Origin of the sequence: Arthrobacter sp. GCM10027362, from assembly GCF_042679445.1 — a bacterium.
GTDB lineage: Bacteria > Actinomycetota > Actinomycetes > Actinomycetales > Micrococcaceae > Crystallibacter.
The window spans coordinates 1-17,336 of record NZ_JBHTML010000079.1 but is presented as its reverse complement, the minus strand read 5'-3'; the positions used below and the strand labels follow the sequence as shown (position 1 = coordinate 17,336).

22 protein-coding genes are annotated in these 17,336 nt (G+C 67.2%); 20 read left to right on the top strand and 2 right to left on the bottom strand.

Translation table 11 applies throughout. The features are described 5' to 3' along the window. The 11 genes from ACFQ36_RS12605 to tuf form a co-directional block, all read left to right on the top strand. The coding region (locus tag ACFQ36_RS12605; protein ID WP_377014135.1) for a lyase family protein at positions 1–715 on the top strand (715 nt) is incomplete at its 5' end. Beyond that, the gene (locus ACFQ36_RS12600; protein ID WP_377014133.1) at positions 712–1,506 is read left to right on the top strand and encodes an alpha/beta fold hydrolase; all 795 of its coding nucleotides are present in this window, start codon (positions 712–714) and stop codon (positions 1,504–1,506) included. The genes ACFQ36_RS12605 and ACFQ36_RS12600, both read left to right, overlap by 4 nt. 50 nt (positions 1,507–1,556) lie before the next feature. Further along, on the top strand, positions 1,557–1,988 hold the full coding sequence (pcaC, locus tag ACFQ36_RS12595) for a 4-carboxymuconolactone decarboxylase (RefSeq protein ID WP_377014131.1): 432 nt from the start codon (positions 1,557–1,559) through the stop codon (positions 1,986–1,988). 145 nt (positions 1,989–2,133) lie between these two features. Continuing rightward, positions 2,134–3,342 (top strand): thiolase family protein, encoded by a 1,209-nt coding sequence (locus tag ACFQ36_RS12590; protein WP_377014129.1) that lies wholly within the window; start codon positions 2,134–2,136, stop codon positions 3,340–3,342. A gap of 51 nt (positions 3,343–3,393) precedes the next feature. After that, a complete protein-coding gene (locus ACFQ36_RS12585) occupies positions 3,394–4,107 on the top strand; it encodes a 3-oxoacid CoA-transferase subunit A (RefSeq protein ID WP_377014127.1) in 714 nt (237 codons plus the stop codon). Then, entirely contained in the window at positions 4,104–4,751 is a 648-nt protein-coding gene (locus ACFQ36_RS12580) for a 3-oxoacid CoA-transferase subunit B (protein ID WP_377014125.1), read from the top strand. Before ACFQ36_RS12585 ends, ACFQ36_RS12580 begins: the two co-directional genes overlap by 4 nt. Positions 4,752–4,783: 32 nt before the next feature. Beyond that, the gene (locus tag ACFQ36_RS12575) at positions 4,784–5,575 is read left to right on the top strand and encodes an IclR family transcriptional regulator C-terminal domain-containing protein (RefSeq protein ID WP_377014123.1); all 792 of its coding nucleotides are present in this window, start codon (positions 4,784–4,786) and stop codon (positions 5,573–5,575) included. Between the two features lie 283 nt (positions 5,576–5,858). Then, positions 5,859–6,233 (top strand): 30S ribosomal protein S12, encoded by a 375-nt coding sequence (rpsL, locus tag ACFQ36_RS12570; protein ID WP_237818917.1) that lies wholly within the window; start codon positions 5,859–5,861, stop codon positions 6,231–6,233. A 1-nt stretch (position 6,234) separates the two neighbouring features. Next, positions 6,235–6,705, top strand: coding sequence for a 30S ribosomal protein S7 (rpsG, locus tag ACFQ36_RS12565; RefSeq protein WP_377014121.1), 471 nt, complete (start codon positions 6,235–6,237; stop codon positions 6,703–6,705). Positions 6,706–6,783: 78 nt separating this feature from the next. Further along, on the top strand, positions 6,784–8,886 hold the full coding sequence (fusA, locus tag ACFQ36_RS12560) for an elongation factor G (RefSeq protein WP_377014119.1): 2,103 nt from the start codon (positions 6,784–6,786) through the stop codon (positions 8,884–8,886). 229 nt (positions 8,887–9,115) lie between these two features. Further along, the gene (gene tuf, locus ACFQ36_RS12555) at positions 9,116–10,306 is read left to right on the top strand and encodes an elongation factor Tu (protein WP_377014118.1); all 1,191 of its coding nucleotides are present in this window, start codon (positions 9,116–9,118) and stop codon (positions 10,304–10,306) included. Between the two features lie 76 nt (positions 10,307–10,382). Here the strand turns inward: tuf and ACFQ36_RS12550 are convergent, their stop codons facing one another. Further along, positions 10,383–10,775, bottom strand: coding sequence for a VOC family protein (locus ACFQ36_RS12550; RefSeq protein ID WP_377014116.1), 393 nt, complete (start codon positions 10,773–10,775; stop codon positions 10,383–10,385). Positions 10,776–10,891: 116 nt separating this feature from the next. Here ACFQ36_RS12550 and ACFQ36_RS12545 point away from each other — a divergent pair, with 116 nt between their 5' ends. After that, positions 10,892–11,032 carry a hypothetical protein gene (locus ACFQ36_RS12545; RefSeq protein ID WP_377014114.1) on the top strand — a complete coding sequence of 47 codons (141 nt, stop codon included), beginning with the start codon at positions 10,892–10,894 and terminating at the stop codon, positions 11,030–11,032. 45 nt (positions 11,033–11,077) lie between these two features. Here ACFQ36_RS12545 and ACFQ36_RS12540 read toward each other — a convergent pair whose 3' ends face one another. After that, positions 11,078–12,556, bottom strand: coding sequence for a GH1 family beta-glucosidase (locus ACFQ36_RS12540; RefSeq protein ID WP_377014112.1), 1,479 nt, complete (start codon positions 12,554–12,556; stop codon positions 11,078–11,080). 565 nt (positions 12,557–13,121) lie between these two features. On the opposite strand from ACFQ36_RS12540, the gene rpsJ reads away from it, so the two are divergent. The 8 genes from rpsJ to rpsC form a co-directional block, all read left to right on the top strand. Beyond that, positions 13,122–13,430, top strand: a complete 309-nt coding sequence (rpsJ, locus tag ACFQ36_RS12535; protein ID WP_003803825.1) for a 30S ribosomal protein S10 — start codon at positions 13,122–13,124, stop codon at positions 13,428–13,430. A gap of 16 nt (positions 13,431–13,446) precedes the next feature. Further along, positions 13,447–14,103 (top strand): 50S ribosomal protein L3, encoded by a 657-nt coding sequence (gene rplC, locus ACFQ36_RS12530; protein ID WP_377014110.1) that lies wholly within the window; start codon positions 13,447–13,449, stop codon positions 14,101–14,103. A 4-nt stretch (positions 14,104–14,107) separates the two neighbouring features. Continuing rightward, on the top strand, positions 14,108–14,737 hold the full coding sequence (rplD, locus tag ACFQ36_RS12525; RefSeq protein ID WP_377014108.1) for a 50S ribosomal protein L4: 630 nt from the start codon (positions 14,108–14,110) through the stop codon (positions 14,735–14,737). Further along, a complete protein-coding gene (gene rplW / locus ACFQ36_RS12520; protein WP_377014106.1) occupies positions 14,734–15,039 on the top strand; it encodes a 50S ribosomal protein L23 in 306 nt (101 codons plus the stop codon). The genes rplD and rplW overlap by 4 nt, the downstream gene beginning before the upstream one ends. A 30-nt stretch (positions 15,040–15,069) precedes the next feature. Further along, positions 15,070–15,909: a 50S ribosomal protein L2 gene (rplB, locus tag ACFQ36_RS12515; protein WP_377014104.1), complete on the top strand. Its 840-nt coding sequence runs from the start codon at positions 15,070–15,072 to the stop codon at positions 15,907–15,909. A gap of 12 nt (positions 15,910–15,921) precedes the next feature. Beyond that, on the top strand, positions 15,922–16,203 hold the full coding sequence (gene rpsS / locus ACFQ36_RS12510; protein WP_377014102.1) for a 30S ribosomal protein S19: 282 nt from the start codon (positions 15,922–15,924) through the stop codon (positions 16,201–16,203). Positions 16,204–16,241: 38 nt separating this feature from the next. Continuing rightward, complete coding sequence (rplV, locus tag ACFQ36_RS12505; RefSeq protein ID WP_377014100.1) at positions 16,242–16,607, top strand: 50S ribosomal protein L22; 366 nt, start codon at positions 16,242–16,244, stop codon at positions 16,605–16,607. After that, positions 16,608–17,336 (top strand): 30S ribosomal protein S3 (rpsC, locus tag ACFQ36_RS12500; RefSeq protein ID WP_377014098.1); only part of this gene is annotated, 729 nt, incomplete at its 3' end. It abuts the gene before it with no gap.

Here is a 17,336-nt window from a genome sequence, read left to right as displayed (position 1 = left end):
GGGGCTGGCCGACCCGGTCGCCCCGTGGCAGACCAACCGGCTGCCGGTCACCGCGCTGGCCGCCGCCCTGGCCGATGTGCTGGCCGCCGCCGGGAAGGTGGCCAACGACGTGCTGCTGCTTAGCCGGCCGGAAATCGGCGAGCTCTCCGAACCCCGGGCCGAAGGCCGCGGGGTTTCCTCGGCCATGCCGCAGAAGCAGAATCCGGTGCTCTCGGTGCTGATCCGCAGCGCCGCACTCGCCGCGCCGGGGTACCTGGCCCAGGTCCAGGCCGCGGCCGCCGGCGCGGTCGACGAGCGGCCGGACGGGTCCTGGCACCTGGAGTGGCAGGCGCTGCGCCAGCTGCTGCGCCTGGCCGGGGGAGCGGCGGCGAAGCTGGCCGAACTCGTCCAGGGCCTGGCCGTGCACCGGGACCGGATGGCCGCCAACCTGGCGCTGACCGGCCCGCTGGTGGTCAGCGAGAAGGTCATGGCCGCGGTGGCACCGCTGCTGGAGGGGGGAGTGCCCGGTGCCGGCAAGCCCAAGGTCCAGGCCCTGGTCAACGAGTCCCTGTCCACCGGGGCCTCGCTCGCGGACCTGCTGCGTGCCTCGGTCCCGGCCGGCGCGTTCTCCGATGCCCGGCTGGCCGCGCTGCTGGACCCGGCCAACTACACCGGCCAGAGCGACGAACTGATCACCAGGATTACCTCCCGCTACCGGGAATGGAACCGCCCGTGAGCGTCCCTGCCATCACTGCCACCCAGCTGGCCGGCAGCAAGGGCAGGCCCGTGCTGATCGCCGGCGCCGGGCTCGGTACTGGGGCCAAGGCCCTGTGGATCGACGCCGCCGCCTACCTGGAGGACTTCCAGGTCATCGGCACGGACCTGCCCGGGCACGGGGCCAGCCCCGCCTCGGCGGAGACCTTCAGCGTTGCCGAACTGGCCGCGGCCGTCGCCGGCACCGTCCGGGCCCTGCGCGAGGCCGGGGACATCGACCCGGAGCAGCCGGTCTACTATGCCGGTGTCTCCCTGGCCGGGGCGGTCGCCCTGCAGCTGGGGCTGGACCACCCGGACCTGTTCGCCGGACTGGCCAGCATTTGCTCGGCGGCGAAGATCGGCGAACCGCAGGCCTGGCTGGAGCGGGCCGAGACGGTGCGCAGCTCCGGCACGCCGACCCAGGTGGTCGGCTCGGCCCGGCGCTGGTTCGCCCCCGGCTTCATCCAGGCCCATGCCGAACCGGCCACCCGGCTGCTGCACACGCTGCAGAACGCCGACCGCTTCGCCTATGCGCACTGCTGCGAGGCATTGTCCGGCTTCGACGTGCGCGGGCGGCTGGGCGGGATCGGCACCCCGGTGATCGCCATCGCCGGTGCCCGGGACCAGGCCTGCCCGCCGGCCGATGCGGAGGCAACCGCCGGCGGCGTGCAGCGCGGGCGTGCCGCCGTCGTCGCTTCCGCAGCCCACCAGGTACCCCTGGAGGCACCGGCGGAAACCGCGGCGCTGCTGCGCGGATTCTTCCTCGGTGCCTGATCCGGCGGCACCGTCCGGCACCACCCACCTGCAATGAAGGAGTTTCGCCAGTGAGCGGAAAGCAATACACCTTTGACCCGGCCAAGTCCCAGGAGGAGGTCTACGACGAGGGGATGGCGGTGCGCCGCCAGGTCCTCGGCGATGCGCACGTGGACCGCGCCACGGCCTCCACCGACGCGTTCACCCAGGACTTCCAGGAGCTGATCACCCGCTACGCCTGGGGCACCATCTGGACCCGCCCGGGCCTGCCGCGCACCACCCGCAGCGCGATCACGCTGACCGCGATGATCGCCAACGGCTACTGGGAGGAACTGGCCATGCACGTGCGGGCGGCGCTGACCAACGGGATGACCCGGGACGAGATCAAGGAAGTGATCCTGCAGTCGGCGATCTACTGCAGCGTGCCGGCGGCGAACGTGGCCTTCAAGGTTGCCCAGGGCGTCTTCGCCAAGCTTGACGCGGACGACGCCTCCGGCCTATAGTTCATATGTCGTACATGCGTTCGTAGAGCGAACGAAGTAGCTCCGAACCTGTGCCGAGGACCAGCAAGCCGTGCAGGCCCGGGTTCCGCCGGGCCTGCACGAAGCCGACCCGCACCCGCTGCCGGGCGCGGACAAAGGAGCCGCAGTGAACCAGGCCTATCTCTACGATGCCGTCCGCACCCCCTTCGGAAAGTTCGGCGGCGGATTGGCGGGCGTGCGGCCCGACGATCTGGCCGCCGAGGTGGTCAGGGCCTCCGTCTCCCGGGCTCCCGGCCTGGACCCGGCCCGGATCGACGAGGTGGTCTTCGGCAACGCCAACGGCGCGGGGGAGGAAAACCGCAACGTGGCCCGGATGGCCACCCTGCTGGCCGGGCTCCCGACCTCCATCCCCGGGACCACGGTGAACCGGCTCTGCGGCTCCAGCCTGGACGCGGCGATCATCGCCTCCCGCCAGATCAATGCCGGCGAGGCCGAGGTGGTGCTGATCGGCGGCGTCGAGTCCATGAGCCGCGCCCCGTGGGTGCTGCCCAAGACCGAAAAGCCGTACCCGGCCGGGGACATGACCCTGGCCTCCACCACGCTGGGCTGGCGCCTGGTGAACAGGAAGATGCCCCAGCAGTGGACCGTCTCCCTCGGCGAGGCCACCGAGCAGCTGCGCGAGCGCCACGGGATCACCCGCGAACGGCAGGACGAGTTCGCCGCCAACTCCCACAACCTGGCGGACGCGGCCTGGAACGAGGGCCGGTACGACAACCAGGTCGTCGCCGTGCCGGGCACGGAGCTGACCCGGGACGAGAGCATCCGTCCGGGCAGCTCGGCCGAAAAGCTGGCCGGGCTGAAGACGGTGTTCCGTCCGGTGTCCGACGGATCCGAGGGCGGCACCGTGACCGCCGGCAACGCCTCCCCGCTCAACGACGGCGCCTCGGCCGCCTGGCTGGGCAGCGAGGCCGGCGGCAAGGAACTGGGCCTGGCCCCGCTGGCGCGCATCGCCGGCCGCGGCGCCGCGGCGCTGGAGCCGCAGTTCTTCGGCTTCGCCCCGGTGGACGCGGCCAACCAGGCCCTCAAGCGGGCCGGCATCGGCTGGTCCGACGTCGCGGCCGTCGAGCTCAACGAGGCCTTCGCCGCCCAGTCCCTGGCCTGCATCGACGCGTGGGACGTGGACCCGGCACTGGTCAACGCCTGGGGCGGAGCGGTGGCCATCGGCCACCCGCTGGGAGCCTCCGGCATCCGCATCCTGGGCACCCTGGCCCGCCGGCTGGAAGCCGGCGGCGAGCGCTGGGGCGTGGCGGCCATCTGCATCGGCGTCGGCCAGGGCCTCGCCGTCGTGCTCGAAAACGTCAACGCAAGCAAGTAACCAAGCCGCACCAAGCACAATTAGCACGCACAATGTAAGGAAGCCTGGAACATGCTCAATATTGCAGCCACCGCCGAGGAGGCCGTCGCCGGCATCCACGACGGCGCCACGGTGCTGATCGGCGGCTTCGGCAATGCCGGCCAGCCGATGGAACTGATCGACGCGCTGCTTCAGGGCGGAGCCACCGACCTGACCGTGGTCAACAACAATGCCGGCCAGGCGGACGCCGGGCTGGCGCTGCTGATCAAGGAGCGCCGGGTCAAGAAGATCATCTGCTCGTTCCCGCGGCAGTCCGACTCCTGGCACTTCGACGCCGCCTACCGGGCCGGGGAGATCGAGCTCGAGCTGGTGCCGCAGGGGAACCTGGCCGAACGTATCCGCGCCGCCGGGGCCGGCATCGGCGGATTCTTCACCCCCACCGGCTACGCCACCATGCTGGCCGAGGGCAAGGAGACCCGCATCATCGACGGCCGCGGCTACGTGCTCGAGTCGCCGATCCACGCGGACTTCGCGCTGATCAAGGCGCTGAAGTCGGACCGGACCGGCAACCTGGTCTACCGCAAGACGGCCCGGAACTTCGGCCCGATCATGGCCGCCGCCGCCAAGCAGACCATCGTGCAGGTGTCCGAAATCGTCGAAACCGGCCGGATCGACCCCGAGGTGGTCATCACCCCGGGCATCTACGTGGACACCGTCGTGAAGATCGGCCCGCACGTGAGCGGCCCTGCCGCAAAATCCAACACCGAACATGAGGTAAACCAGTGAGCGAGAAACTCAGCCGCGACGACCTGGCACAGCTTGTCGCCCGGGACATCAAGCCCGGTTCCTACGTGAACCTGGGCATCGGCCAGCCCACCCTGGTGTCCAACTACCTGACCCCCGAGCAGGACGTGACCCTGCACACCGAGAACGGCATGCTGGGCATGGGTCCGGAGGCGCACGGGGACGAGATCGACGAGGACCTGATCAACGCCGGCAAGATCCCGGTGACCGAACTGCCCGGCGCCTCCTACTTCCACCACGCGGACTCCTTCGCGATGATGCGCGGCGGACACCTGGACGTGTGCGTCCTGGGCGCGTTCCAGGTCTCCGCCGCGGGCGACCTGGCCAACTGGCACACCGGCGCCCCGGACGCCATTCCGGCCGTCGGCGGGGCCATGGACCTCGCCACCGGCGCCAAGGACGTGTACGTGATGATGTCCCTGTTCACCAAGGACGGCAAGAGCAAGCTGGTGCCCGAATGCACCTACCCGCTGACCGGGGTGAACTGCGTGACGCGCGTCTACACTAATGAAGCGGTGTTCCTGATTTCGTCCGACGGCGTGCGCGTGCGCGAGACCTTCGGCACCACCGTCGAGGAACTCCAGGCCAAAATGGACGTCAAGCTGCTGCCGCCGCTGGGCGGCTAGCCCCACCACACGATGAGGAAACCACGGGGGACATGACCGAGACGAAGCTGCCGGGGGACCAGTTTGTCCAGTCCCTGGCCCGCGGACTGGCCGTGATCAGGGCCTTTGACGCGGAGCACGTGAGCATGACGCTCAGCGACGTCTCCCGCCGCACGGGGCTGACCCGTGCCACCGCCCGCCGTTTCCTGCACACCCTCGTGGAGCTGGGGTATGTCCGGACGGATGGACGTGTCTTCGAGCTGACGGCCCTGGTGCTGCAGCTCGGATACTCGTACCTGTCCGGACAGACCCTGCCCCAGCTGGTGCAGCCGCTGCTGGAGGAGCTCTCGGCGGAGCTGCACGAATCCACCTCCGCCTCCATCCTCGACGGCGGGGACATCGTCTACATCGCGCGCATCCATACCCGCCGGATCATGACGGTGGGCATCACGGTGGGAACGCGCTTTCCGGCCTACGCCACCTCCATGGGCCGGGTGCTGCTGGCCGGGCTGCCGGAGCCGGAGCTGGAGCGGTACCTGGCCGGCGCGGAGCTGCGGGCGCTGACGCCCCGGACCATTGCCGACGCCGGCGCGCTGCGCGCCGAGCTGGACCGGATCCGGCAGCAGGGCTACGCGCTGGTGGACCAGGAGCTGGAGACCGGCCTGCGCTCGGTGGCGGTGCCGATCTACCGGCCCGACGGCACGGTGGCCGCGGCGCTGAACGTGTCCATGCAGGTCCGCTACGAGGACACCGGCCGGAACCTGGACGAGGTGGTGGCCGAGGTGCTGCCGAAAATGCGGGCGGTGTCGCAGCAGGTCACCGAGGCGCTGCGCGCGACGCACTGAAGCCCCCGCTGCCGGGCGCGTCATGGCGCGCCAAATCTCTGTTAGACTTGATAACGATTGTTTTGTGTGGCAGTGGATGAAGGCCGTTTCCCGGTTCCGGGGGACGGGGCCTGTTTCCGGTCCGCGGGGTACTTGCGCGGCGAATGCCACACTTTTGCACGCCTACGGTCGCCCCACTTCCGCAGGAAGTGCGAAGACGACGAAAGCGCCCGGCCCCTTGGGACCTGCCGATCCGGCGGGAAACCAGCGGTGGGCAAAGTCCAACATAACGGAGAACACGAAAGTGCCTACGATTCAGCAGCTGGTCCGCAAGGGCCGGACTCCCAAGGTCGCCAAGACCAAGGCTCCCGCGCTTAAGGGCAGCCCGATGAAGCGCGGTGTCTGCACCCGCGTCTACACCACTACCCCGAAGAAGCCGAACTCGGCCCTGCGCAAGGTGGCCCGTGTCCGCCTCGCCGGCGGCATCGAAGTGACCGCCTACATCCCCGGCGTCGGCCACAACCTGCAGGAACACTCCATCGTGCTGGTGCGCGGCGGACGTGTGAAGGACCTGCCGGGTGTCCGCTACAAGATCGTCCGTGGTGCCCTCGACACCCAGGGCGTTAAGAACCGCAAGCAGGCTCGTAGCCGCTACGGCGCGAAGATGGAGAAGAAGTAATATGCCCCGCAAGGGTCCGGCCCCCAAGCGGCCGCTCGTTGTAGATCCCGTCTACGGTTCCCCGATGGTCACCCAGCTCATCAACAAGGTCCTGGTCGACGGGAAGAAGTCCACCGCCGAGCGCATCGTCTACGGTGCCCTGGAAGGTGCCCGTGCCAAGACCGGTGGCGATCCGGTGGCAGCGCTGAAGAAGGCCATGGACAACGTCCGCCCCACCCTCGAGGTCCGCTCCCGCCGTGTCGGTGGCGCCACCTACCAGGTGCCGGTCGAGGTCAAGCCCGGCCGTGCCACCGCCCTGGCCCTGCGCTGGCTGGTCGGCTACTCCAAGGCCCGCCGGGAGAAGACCATGACCGAGCGCCTGATGAACGAAATCCTGGATGCCTCGAACGGTCTTGGTGCCGCTGTGAAGCGCCGCGAAGACACCCACAAGATGGCCGAGTCCAACAAGGCCTTCGCCCACTACCGCTGGTAAAAGAGCGCAGCCGGCGGCGGCGGGCCCGCAACCCGGGTCCGCGCCGCCAGGTGCGGCTCACCTATAAAGGGAGACACTGTGGCACTCGACGTGCTTACCGACCTGAAAAAGGTCCGCAATATCGGCATCATGGCCCACATCGATGCCGGCAAGACCACCACTACAGAGCGCATCCTCTTCTACACCGGCGTGAACCACAAGATCGGTGAGACGCACGACGGTGCCTCCACCATGGACTGGATGGCCCAGGAGCAGGAACGCGGCATCACCATCACCTCCGCGGCCACCACCTGCTACTGGAACAACAACCAGATCAACATCATCGACACCCCGGGCCACGTGGACTTCACGGTCGAGGTGGAGCGCTCGCTGCGCGTCCTCGACGGCGCCGTGGCGGTGTTCGACGGTAAGGAAGGCGTCGAGCCGCAGTCCGAGACCGTGTGGCGCCAGGCCGACAAGTACAACGTCCCGCGCATCTGCTTCGTCAACAAGATGGACAAGCTGGGTGCGGACTTCTACTTCACCGTCGACACCATCATCAACCGCCTCGGGGCCAAGCCGCTGGTCATGCAGCTGCCGATCGGCGCCGAGAACGACTTCGAGGGCGTCGTCGACCTGCTCACCATGAAGGCCTTCACCTGGCGTGGCGAGACCAAGATGGGCGCCGAGTACGAGGTCGAGGAGATCCCGGCGGACCTGCAGGCCAGGGCCGAGGAATACCGCGCCCAGCTGGTCGAGGCCGTGGCGGAGTCCTCCGAGGAACTGATGGAGAAGTACCTCGAGGGCGAAGAGCTGAGCATCGACGAGCTCAAGGCCGGCATCCGCAAGCTGACCGTGAACTCCGAGATCTACCCGGTGTTCTGCGGTTCGGCGTTCAAGAACAAGGGTGTCCAGCCGATGCTGGACGCGGTCATCGACTACCTGCCCAGCCCGCTGGACGTGCCCAACGTCAAGGGCCACGACGTCCGCGACGAGGAGATCATCCTCGAGCGTCCGGCCGATGCCAATGCCCCGTTCGCCGCGCTGGCCTTCAAGGTGGTCACCCACCCGTTCTTCGGCAAGCTGACCTACATCCGCGTCTACTCCGGCAAGGCCGCCTCCGGCGCCCAGGTGATCAACTCCACCAAGGGCAAGAAGGAGCGCATCGGCAAGCTGTTCCAGATGCACGCCAACAAGGAGAACCCGGTGGAGGAGGTCACCACCGGCCACATTTACGCCGCGATCGGCCTGAAGGACACCACCACCGGCGACACCCTGTGCGACCCGAACAACCCGATCGTGCTGGAGTCGATGACCTTCCCGGAGCCGGTGATCTCCGTGGCCATCGAGCCGAAGACCAAGGGTGACCAGGAGAAGCTCTCCACCGCCATCCAGAAGCTCTCCGAAGAGGACCCGACCTTCCAGGTCTCCCTCAACGAAGAGACCGGCCAGACCGTCATCGCCGGCATGGGCGAGCTGCACCTGGACATCCTGGTGGACCGCATGCGCCGCGAATTCAAGGTCGAGGCCAACGTCGGCAAGCCGCAGGTCGCCTACCGCGAGACGATCAAGCGCGCCGTCGAAAAGGTCGACTACACCCACAAGAAGCAGACCGGCGGGTCCGGCCAGTTCGCCAAGGTGCAGGTGACCTTCGAGCCGCTGGACACCTCGGACGGCACGTTCTACGAGTTCGAGAACAAGGTCACCGGCGGCCGCATCCCGCGCGAGTACATCCCCTCCGTGGATGCCGGCATCCAGGACGCCATGCAGCTCGGCGTGCTGGCCGGCTACCCGCTGGTGGGTGTCAAGGCGATCCTGCTCGACGGCGCCTACCACGACGTCGACTCCTCCGAGATGGCGTTCAAGATCGCCGGTTCCCAGGTCCTCAAGGAAGGCGTCAAGCGCGCCAACCCGGTCCTGCTCGAGCCGCTGATGGCCGTTGAGGTCCGTACCCCCGAGGAGTACATGGGCGACGTCATCGGCGACCTGAACTCCCGCCGCGGTATGATCCAGTCCATGGAAGATGCCTCCGGCGTGAAGGTGGTGCGCGCCAACGTGCCGCTGTCCGAGATGTTCGGCTACATCGGCGACCTGCGGTCCAAGACCCAGGGCCGCGCCGTGTACTCGATGCAGTTCGACAGCTACGCTGAGGTCCCGAAGGCTGTTGCCGACGAGATCATCCAGAAGACGCGCGGCGAGTAAGTCGCGGCTGTCCGCCCGCCCGGACGGACAGCTGATCTGCAGGCGGCCGGAGGTTCCGGTTCCGGGACATCCGGCCGCCTGCGGCCCCAGGCTTCAGGCACCGCAACCGGTGCCGGCGGATGCCTGTAATTTCACCAAATATCAAAGCCCGACGTAGACTTGTTCAGGTTTCGGCAGCGAAAGGCGTTGCCGAAGAGCAATTCTTCTCAACACGTTCTAGGAGGAACCCGTGGCGAAGGCAAAGTTCGAGCGGACTAAGCCGCACGTCAACATCGGTACCATCGGTCACGTTGACCACGGTAAGACCACGTTGACCGCTGCCATTTCCAAGGTGCTTCACGACAAGTACCCCGATCTCAACGAGCAGCGTGACTTCGCAGCTATCGACTCTGCTCCGGAAGAGCGCCAGCGCGGTATCACCATCAACATCTCCCACATCGAGTACCAGACCGAGAAGCGCCACTACGCCCACGTTGACGCTCCCGGCCACGCCGACTACATCAAGAACATGATCACCGGCGCTGCCCAGATGGACGGCGCGATCCTCGTGGTCGCCGCCACCGACGGTCCGATGGCCCAGACCCGCGAGCACGTTCTGCTGGCCCGCCAGGTGGGCGTTCCCTACCTGCTGGTTGCCCTGAACAAGGCCGACATGGTCGAGGATGAGGAACTGCTCGACCTCGTCGAAATGGAAGTCCGTGAGCTGCTCAGCTCGCAGGGCTTCGACGGCGACAACGCTCCGGTCGTCCGCGTTTCCGGCCTGAAGGCCCTGGAAGGGGACCCGAAGTGGGTTGCCTCCATCGAAGAGCTGATGGAAGCCGTTGACGAGAACGTTCCGGACCCGGTCCGCGACAAGGACAAGCCGTTCCTGATGCCGATCGAGGACGTCTTCACCATCACCGGCCGCGGTACCGTGGTGACCGGCCGCGCCGAGCGCGGTACCCTCGCGATCAACTCCGAGGTTGAGATCGTGGGCATCCGCCCGATCCAGAAGACCACCGTGACCGGTATCGAGATGTTCCACAAGCAGCTCGACGAGGCCTGGGCCGGCGAGAACTGTGGTCTGCTGCTGCGCGGTATCAAGCGTGAAGACGTGGAGCGTGGCCAGGTTGTCGTCAAGCCGGGGTCGATCACCCCGCACACCGACTTCGAGGCCAACGTCTACATCCTGTCCAAGGACGAAGGCGGCCGCCACAACCCGTTCTACTCGAACTACCGCCCGCAGTTCTACTTCCGTACCACGGACGTGACCGGCGTCATCACCCTGCCCGAAGGCACCGAAATGGTTATGCCGGGCGACAACACGGAGATGACCGTCCAGCTCATCCAGCCGATCGCTATGGAAGAAGGCCTCGGCTTCGCCATCCGCGAGGGTGGCCGCACCGTGGGATCCGGCCGCGTTACCAAGATCCTGAAGTAACACCCGGTCCCGGACCAACGGAACCCCGCTGCAGCCGCAGCGGGGTTCCGTCGTTAACCGGGCCATCCGGCCCGGGTCAGGATTCCTGCGCGAGGTTCTGGTGCAGGCAGAGGATGTTGCCCTCGGTGTCGGTGAACCAGGCGCACTTCTGCTGCGCGCTCGTGGCGACGTGGTCCACCGTCTTCAGCCCGGGCAGGTCGTAGTCCTCGAACCTGATCCCGTGCCCTTCCAGCGACTTCATCTCGCTGGCCAGGTCCTCGACCTCGAAGCTGACCGAGGTGTGGTCGGACGTATCCGCCTCCGGCCTGACGATCAGCTCGATGGCCGGTCCGTCGCCGCCGGCGAGGATGCAGGTGCCGTCCTCCTGCATGCCCTTCGAGGCCAGCCCGAGGGACTTTTCGTAGAAATTCCGCGCACGCTCCATGTCCTTCACGGGCAGGATCGTGGTCATCTTCGCGGTGCTCAACATGATGCCATCCTCCTTCGAATTTCAGACATGCCGACAATTCCAGAATAGGCTCGCGGGCTCCCGCGGGAGCCCGCCGGCAGCGGAAAATCCGGCGGGCGTGCAGTAGCATCGGCTCCATGGAATGGGTGCTCTTCTGGATCGTCGCGGGCGTGGCGGCCGCGGTCGGCTCCGGCGTCCTGTGGGCCCGCCGGTACTTCCGCCACGAGATCGAGCGGGCCCGGCGGATCCGCCGGGCCAACCGCGGCGGGCGGCCGTAGCAGCGCCCGGAAGCCGCATCCCGACACGGGATGTTCGCCGCGCGGCTAGGACAGCCTTTGCGGCGCCTCCTCCACGGCGGACCTGAGCGAGGTCACCGACTGCAGCCACTTGTACGAGAGCTTGGGAATGCGCTTTTGGGCGGCGAAGTCCACGTAGACCAGCCCGAAGCGCTGGCTGAAGCCGGCGGCCCATTCGAAATTGTCCATCAGCGTCCAGACATAGTAGCCGCGCAAGTCGATGCCTTCGGCCGGGCCGCCCGGCGCCGTGGCCTCCAGCGCGGCGTTGATGTGGTCCCCGAGATAGTCCACGCGCTTCACGTCCGGCACCTCCGGTTCCCCGGTGAGCGCGTCCTCGACGACGACGTCGGTGAAGCTCGCGCCGCCCTCGGTGATGTACAGCGGCGGCAGCGCAGGGTAGCGCCGGGCCATTTCCGCCAGTGCCACCCCCAGGTACTGCGGTGCCACCGGCCAGCCGAAGCCGGTGCGGTCGTAGCCGGGCCAGCCGGTCATATGGAACGGCAGGTCCTGCGGGTCGTCGAGGAATTCCTCGGGCACACCCTCGGGCCTGGCATGCGGACCGGTCAGCGGGCCCGGGCCGGGGGCAATCCTGGAGGGAAAGTAGTAGTTCATGCCGTAGAAGTCCAGCGGCAGGTTCATCAGCGCGATGTCCTCGGGCGGAATCGCATGGAAGTAGGCCAGGAAGGGCGCCAGCAGGGGATTGAACTGCGGGTACCTGCCCAGCAGCACCGGATCCGAGAACATGGCGTTGAACAGGATGTCGTAGAGCTGGACCACCAGTTCGTTGCCGAAGCTCCCGGTGGCGGGCACGACGGGGGAGTAGACGTTGGTGATGCCGACTTCGCCCGGCACGTTGGCAGCACGCAGGGCCTGGACGCTCAGCCCGTGGCCGAGCAGCAGATGGTGCGCCGCCGGCAGGCACTCGAACAGGTGCGGGATGCCCGGGGCGTGCAGCCCGAGCCCGTAGCCGTTGAGGGTGACGGTGGTCGGCTCGTTGATCGTCACCCAGCGGTGCACCCGGTCGCCGAAGGCCTCCGCGGCGATGGCGGCAAAGTCCGCCAGCCGGTACGCCGTCTCCCGGTTGAGCCAGCCGCCTGCCTGTTCCAGCGGCAGGGGGGTGTCCCAGTGGTAGATCGTGCACATGGGCGAAATGCCGCGCTCCAGCAGCTGGTCCAGCAGCCGGTCGTAGAAGTCCAGCCCCTTGCGGTTCACCTGCCCCCGGCCGTCCGGCTGGATCCGGGGCCAGGACAGCGAGAAGCGGTAGGAGTCTGCGCCGAGGGCGTGGATCAGTTCCACGTCCTCGTACATCCGGTGGTAGTGGTCGCAGGCGACGTCCGCATTCGAGCCGTCGACGATCCGGCCGGGCTGGTGGCTGAAGGCATCCCAGCCCGAGGGGCCGCGGCCGTCCTCGGCCACGGCCCCTTCGATCTGGAAGGCCGCGGTGGCCACGCCCAGGACGAAATCCGCCGGCAGTTTCGCAGCGAGGCTTTCGGCGCTGATGCCCATGGTCGGCTCCTCCGGTCGGCAGTGGTTCGTTGGATGTAGCATTACACCCCCGGCGCCGCGCCGAAACCCCCGGGTTCCCCCTCCGGGCCGGATCGCGCGACGGTATTTGCCGCCGCGCCCGGTCCGGATCAGGGCCGGGGCCGGAGTCTGGCGTGCCGGGCCCGTGCGGCCGGGCAACCGGCGGCGATTCGCGTTTCGCGCGGATATCTGGCACACTGGATGACGTTGTTCAAGCGCTTTTGCGTGTCTTCAGGCGAGGCCGCGTCCCGCCCGGGATAATGCCCGGGGCCAGGGTCGGGTCCGAAGAAGGTATCTCAAGCCCAAATATAACCCACCCCAATCCTGCCGGGCGGAGTCTGCGGAATCTTCGCGACACGCCCGAGCGCGGGGGTCGGAGCCTCGGCAGGGTGAGGAACCCGGATCCTTCCGGATTCAGCCTGCTGGAGGGGCGCCAGATTTCGACGAGCTCGGTCACCGGGAAGGCCCGGTCGCGGGGCGGGGTCGGGATGCGGGGCGCATGCCAGAAATAAACAGAGCAGCACTGAGGAAAGAGAGCGGAGACGCCATGGCGGGACAGAAAATCCGCATCCGTCTGAAGTCATATGACCACGAGGTCATTGATGTTTCAGCACGGAAGATCGTTGAGACGGTCACGCGTGCAGGCGCAACGGTAGTGGGCCCCGTGCCGCTGCCGACCGAGAAGAACGTGTACTGCGTTATTCGTTCGCCGCACAAGTACAAGGACAGCCGCGAGCACTTTGAAATGCGCACGCACAAGCGTCTGATCGACATCATTGACCCCACGCCGAAGGCCGTTGACTCGCTCATGCGTCTCGACCTGCCTGCAGACGTGAACATCGAAATCAAGCTGTAAGGGGGCGCGGATTCATATGTCTACTTCGCTTACCCGCCAGGTTAAGGGCCTGCTGGGCACCAAGCTCGGCATGACCCAGGTTTGGGACGAGAACAACCGGGTTATTCCGGTGACCGTTGTCCAGGCCGACTCCAACGTCATCACCCAGCTGCGCAACGCCGAGAACGACGGCTACACCGCCATCCAGATCGGCTACGGCCAGATCGACCCGCGCAAGGTGACCAAGCCGCTCGCCGGCCACTTCGAGAAGGCCGGCGTGACCCCGCGCCGCCACCTCGTTGAGCTGCGCACCTCCGACGCCGAGTCCTACGAACTGGGCCAGGAGCTCTCCGTGGAGGTCTTCGAGGCAGGCCAGAAGGTCGACGTCGTTGGCACCACCAAGGGCAAGGGCTTCGCCGGTGTCATGAAGCGCCACGGCTTCTCCGGCGTCGGCGCCTCCCACGGTGCCCACAAGAACCACCGCAAGCCCGGTTCCATCGGCGGCGCCTCCACCCCGAGCCGCGTCTTCAAGGGCCTGCGCATGGCCGGCCGCATGGGCAACGTCCGCCACACCACGCAGAACCTGACCGTTCATGCTGTGGACGCCGAGAAGTCGCTGCTGCTGATCAAGGGCGCCGTTCCCGGTGCCCGCGGCTCGGTCGTCCTCGTCCGTACCGCAGTGAAGGGAGCCTGATCCAATGGCTAACACTGTCCGGGTTGACCTGCCTGCAGAGATCTTCGACGTCCAGACCAACGTGCCGCTGCTGCACCAGGTCGTCGTCGCCCAGCTCGCTGCAGCCCGCCAGGGTACCCACAAGACCAAGACCCGCGCCGAGGTCTCCGGTGCCGGCCGCAAGCCGTTCAAGCAGAAGGGCACCGGCCGCGCCCGCCAGGGTTCCATCCGTGCCCCGCACATGACCGGCGGCGGCGTTGTCCACGGCCCGACCCCGCGCGACTACAGCCAGCGCACCCCCAAGAAGATGAAGGCCGCCGCCCTGCGCGGTGCCCTCTCCGACCGGGCCCGCAACGGCCGCATCCACGTTCTGGACGCCCTGGTCTCCGGCGAGAAGCCGTCCACCAAGGCTGCCATCCAGGCGCTCCGGTCGGTCACCGACCGGAAGAACCTGCTCGTGGTGATCGAGCGCGACAACGATGTGGCGGCCCTGAGCCTGCGCAACATCACCGACGTCCACACGATCTACGTGGACCAGCTGAACACCTACGACGTGCTGGTCTCCGACGATGTGGTCTTCACCCAGGCCGCCTACGAGGCGTTTGTCGCAGCCAAGTCAGCTGACAAGAACACTGCCAAGGAGGACGCCAAGTGAGCGCGACCACCGCCAAGGACCCCCGCGACGTCGTCATTGCGCCGGTCGTTTCGGAGAAGAGCTACGGCCTGATCGACGAAGGCAAGTACACCTTCCTGGTCGACCCGCGCTCGAACAAGTCCGAGATCAAGTTCGCCGTGGAGAAGATCTTCTCCGTCAAGGTCGACTCGGTCAACACCATCAACCGTGCCGGTAAGCGCAAGCGGACCAAGTTCGGATGGGGCCAGCGCAAGAGCACCAAGCGTGCGATTGTCACCCTGAAGGAAGGCACAATCGACATCTTCGGCGGTCCGCTTTCCTAAGCGGAGACCACTTTAACGAGGAAATGAACTATGGGAATCCGTAAATACAAGCCGACGACGCCGGGCCGCCGCGGCTCGAGCGTGGCCGACTTTGCCGAAATCACGCGGTCGACGCCGGAAAAGTCACTGGTGCGCCCGCTGTCCAAGTCGGGCGGCCGCAACAACAGCGGCAAGATCACCACCCGGCACAAGGGTGGCGGACACAAGCGCCAGTACCGTCTGATCGACTTCCGCCGCCATGACAAGGACGGCGTGCCGGCCAAGGTCGCGCACATCGAGTACGACCCGAACCGCACCGCGCGCATCGCGCTGCTGCACTACGTGGACGGCACCAAGCGCTACATCATCGCGCCGAACAGGCTGGGCCAGGGCGACATGGTCGAGGCCGGCCCGAACGCCGACATCAAGCCGGGCAACAACCTGCCGCTGCGCAACATCCCGGTCGGTACCGTGATCCACGCCGTGGAGCTGCGTCCGGGCGGCGGCGCCAAGATGGCCCGCTCCGCCGGTGCCTCCGTGCAGCTCGTTGCCAAGGAGGGCCGCTTCGCCCAGCTGCGTCTGCCTTCCGGCGAAATCCGCAACGTGGACGTGCGCTGCCGCGCCACGGTGGGCGAGGTCGGCAACGCCGAACAGTCCAACATCAACTGGGGCAAGGCCGGCCGCCTGCGCTGGAAGGGCATCCGCCCGACCGTCCGCGGTGTGGCCATGAACCCGGTGGACCACCCGCATGGTGGTGGTGAGGGCAAGACCTCCGGCGGCCGCCACCCGGTCAACCCCAACGGCAAGCCCGAGGGCCGCACCCGCCGCCCCAAGAAGGAAAGCGACAAGCTCATTGTGCGTCGCCGTCGTACTGGCAAGAACAAGCGATAGGAGCCTGGGAACATGCCACGCAGCCTGAAGAAAGGCCCCTTCGTCGACCAGCACCTCTACGTGAAGGTTGCTGCCGAGAACGAAAAGGGCACCAAGAACGTCATCAAGACCTGGTCCCGCCGTTCGATGATCATCCCCGACATGCTCGGGCACACGATCGCCGTGCACGACGGACGCAAGCACATCCCGGTGTTTGTCACCGAGTCGATGGTCGGGCACAAGCTCGGCGAATTCGCCCCGACGCGGACTTTCCGCGGCCATGTGAAGGACGACCGTAAGGGCAAGCGCCGCTAGGCGCTGCTCGTACGGCAGAAGACGAGAGAAGGAAAGCAATGGAAGCCAAGGCTATTGCGCGCCACATCCGCGTAACGCCTATGAAGGCCCGGCGCGTCGTCAACCTTGTTCGTGGCAAGCAGGCGAATGAGGCTCTGGCAATTCTGAAGTTCGCCCCGCAGGCGGCTTCGGAGCCGGTATCGAAGGTACTCGCGTCGGCGGTTGCCAACGCCCGCGTCCTCGCGGACCGCGACGGCATCGCCTTTGACGAGCGCGACCTCTACATCAGCGAGGCATTTGTTGATGAGGGCCCGACCATGAAGCGGTTCCAGCCGCGTGCCCAGGGCCGCGCGTACCGCATCAACAAGCGGACCAGCCACATCACGGTTGTCGTCGCCACCCCGGAGAAAGAGGAGGACCAGTAAGTGGGACAGAAAGTCAACCCGCACGGATTCCGACTCGGTATCACCACCGACCACGTTTCCCACTGGTTCGCTGACAGCAACAAGGCCGGGCAGCGCTACAAGGACTTCGTCCGCGAGGACGTAAAGATCCGCCAGCTCATGTCCACGGGCATGGAGCGCGCCGGCATCGCCAAGGTGGAGATCGAGCGCACCCGTGACCGCGTCCGCGTGGACATCCACACCGCGCGTCCGGGCATCGTGATCGGCCGCCGCGGCGCCGAGGCCGACCGCATCCGCGGCGAGCTGGAGAAGCTGACCGGCAAGCAGGTGCAGCTGAACATCCTCGAGGTCAAAAATCCCGAGATCGAGGCGCAGCTGGTGGCCCAGGGCGTTGCCGAGCAGCTGACTTCCCGCGTGGCCTTCCGCCGCGCGATGAAGAAGGCCATGCAGTCCGCGCAGCGGGCCGGTGCCAAGGGCATCCGCGTACAGTGCTCCGGCCGCCTGGGCGGGGCTGAAATGAGCCGTTCGGAGTTCTACCGCGAAGGCCGTGTGCCGCTGCACACCCTGCGCGCGAACATCGACTTCGGTTTCTTCGAGGCCAAGACCACCTTCGGCCGCATCGGCGTGAAGGTCTGGATCTACAAGGGCGACGTCACCGCCAAGGAACTGGCTGCCCAGCAGGCCGCCGCTCCGTCGTCCCGCGGCCGCGGCGACCGTCCGGGCCGCGGCCCGGCGGACCGCGGCGACCGC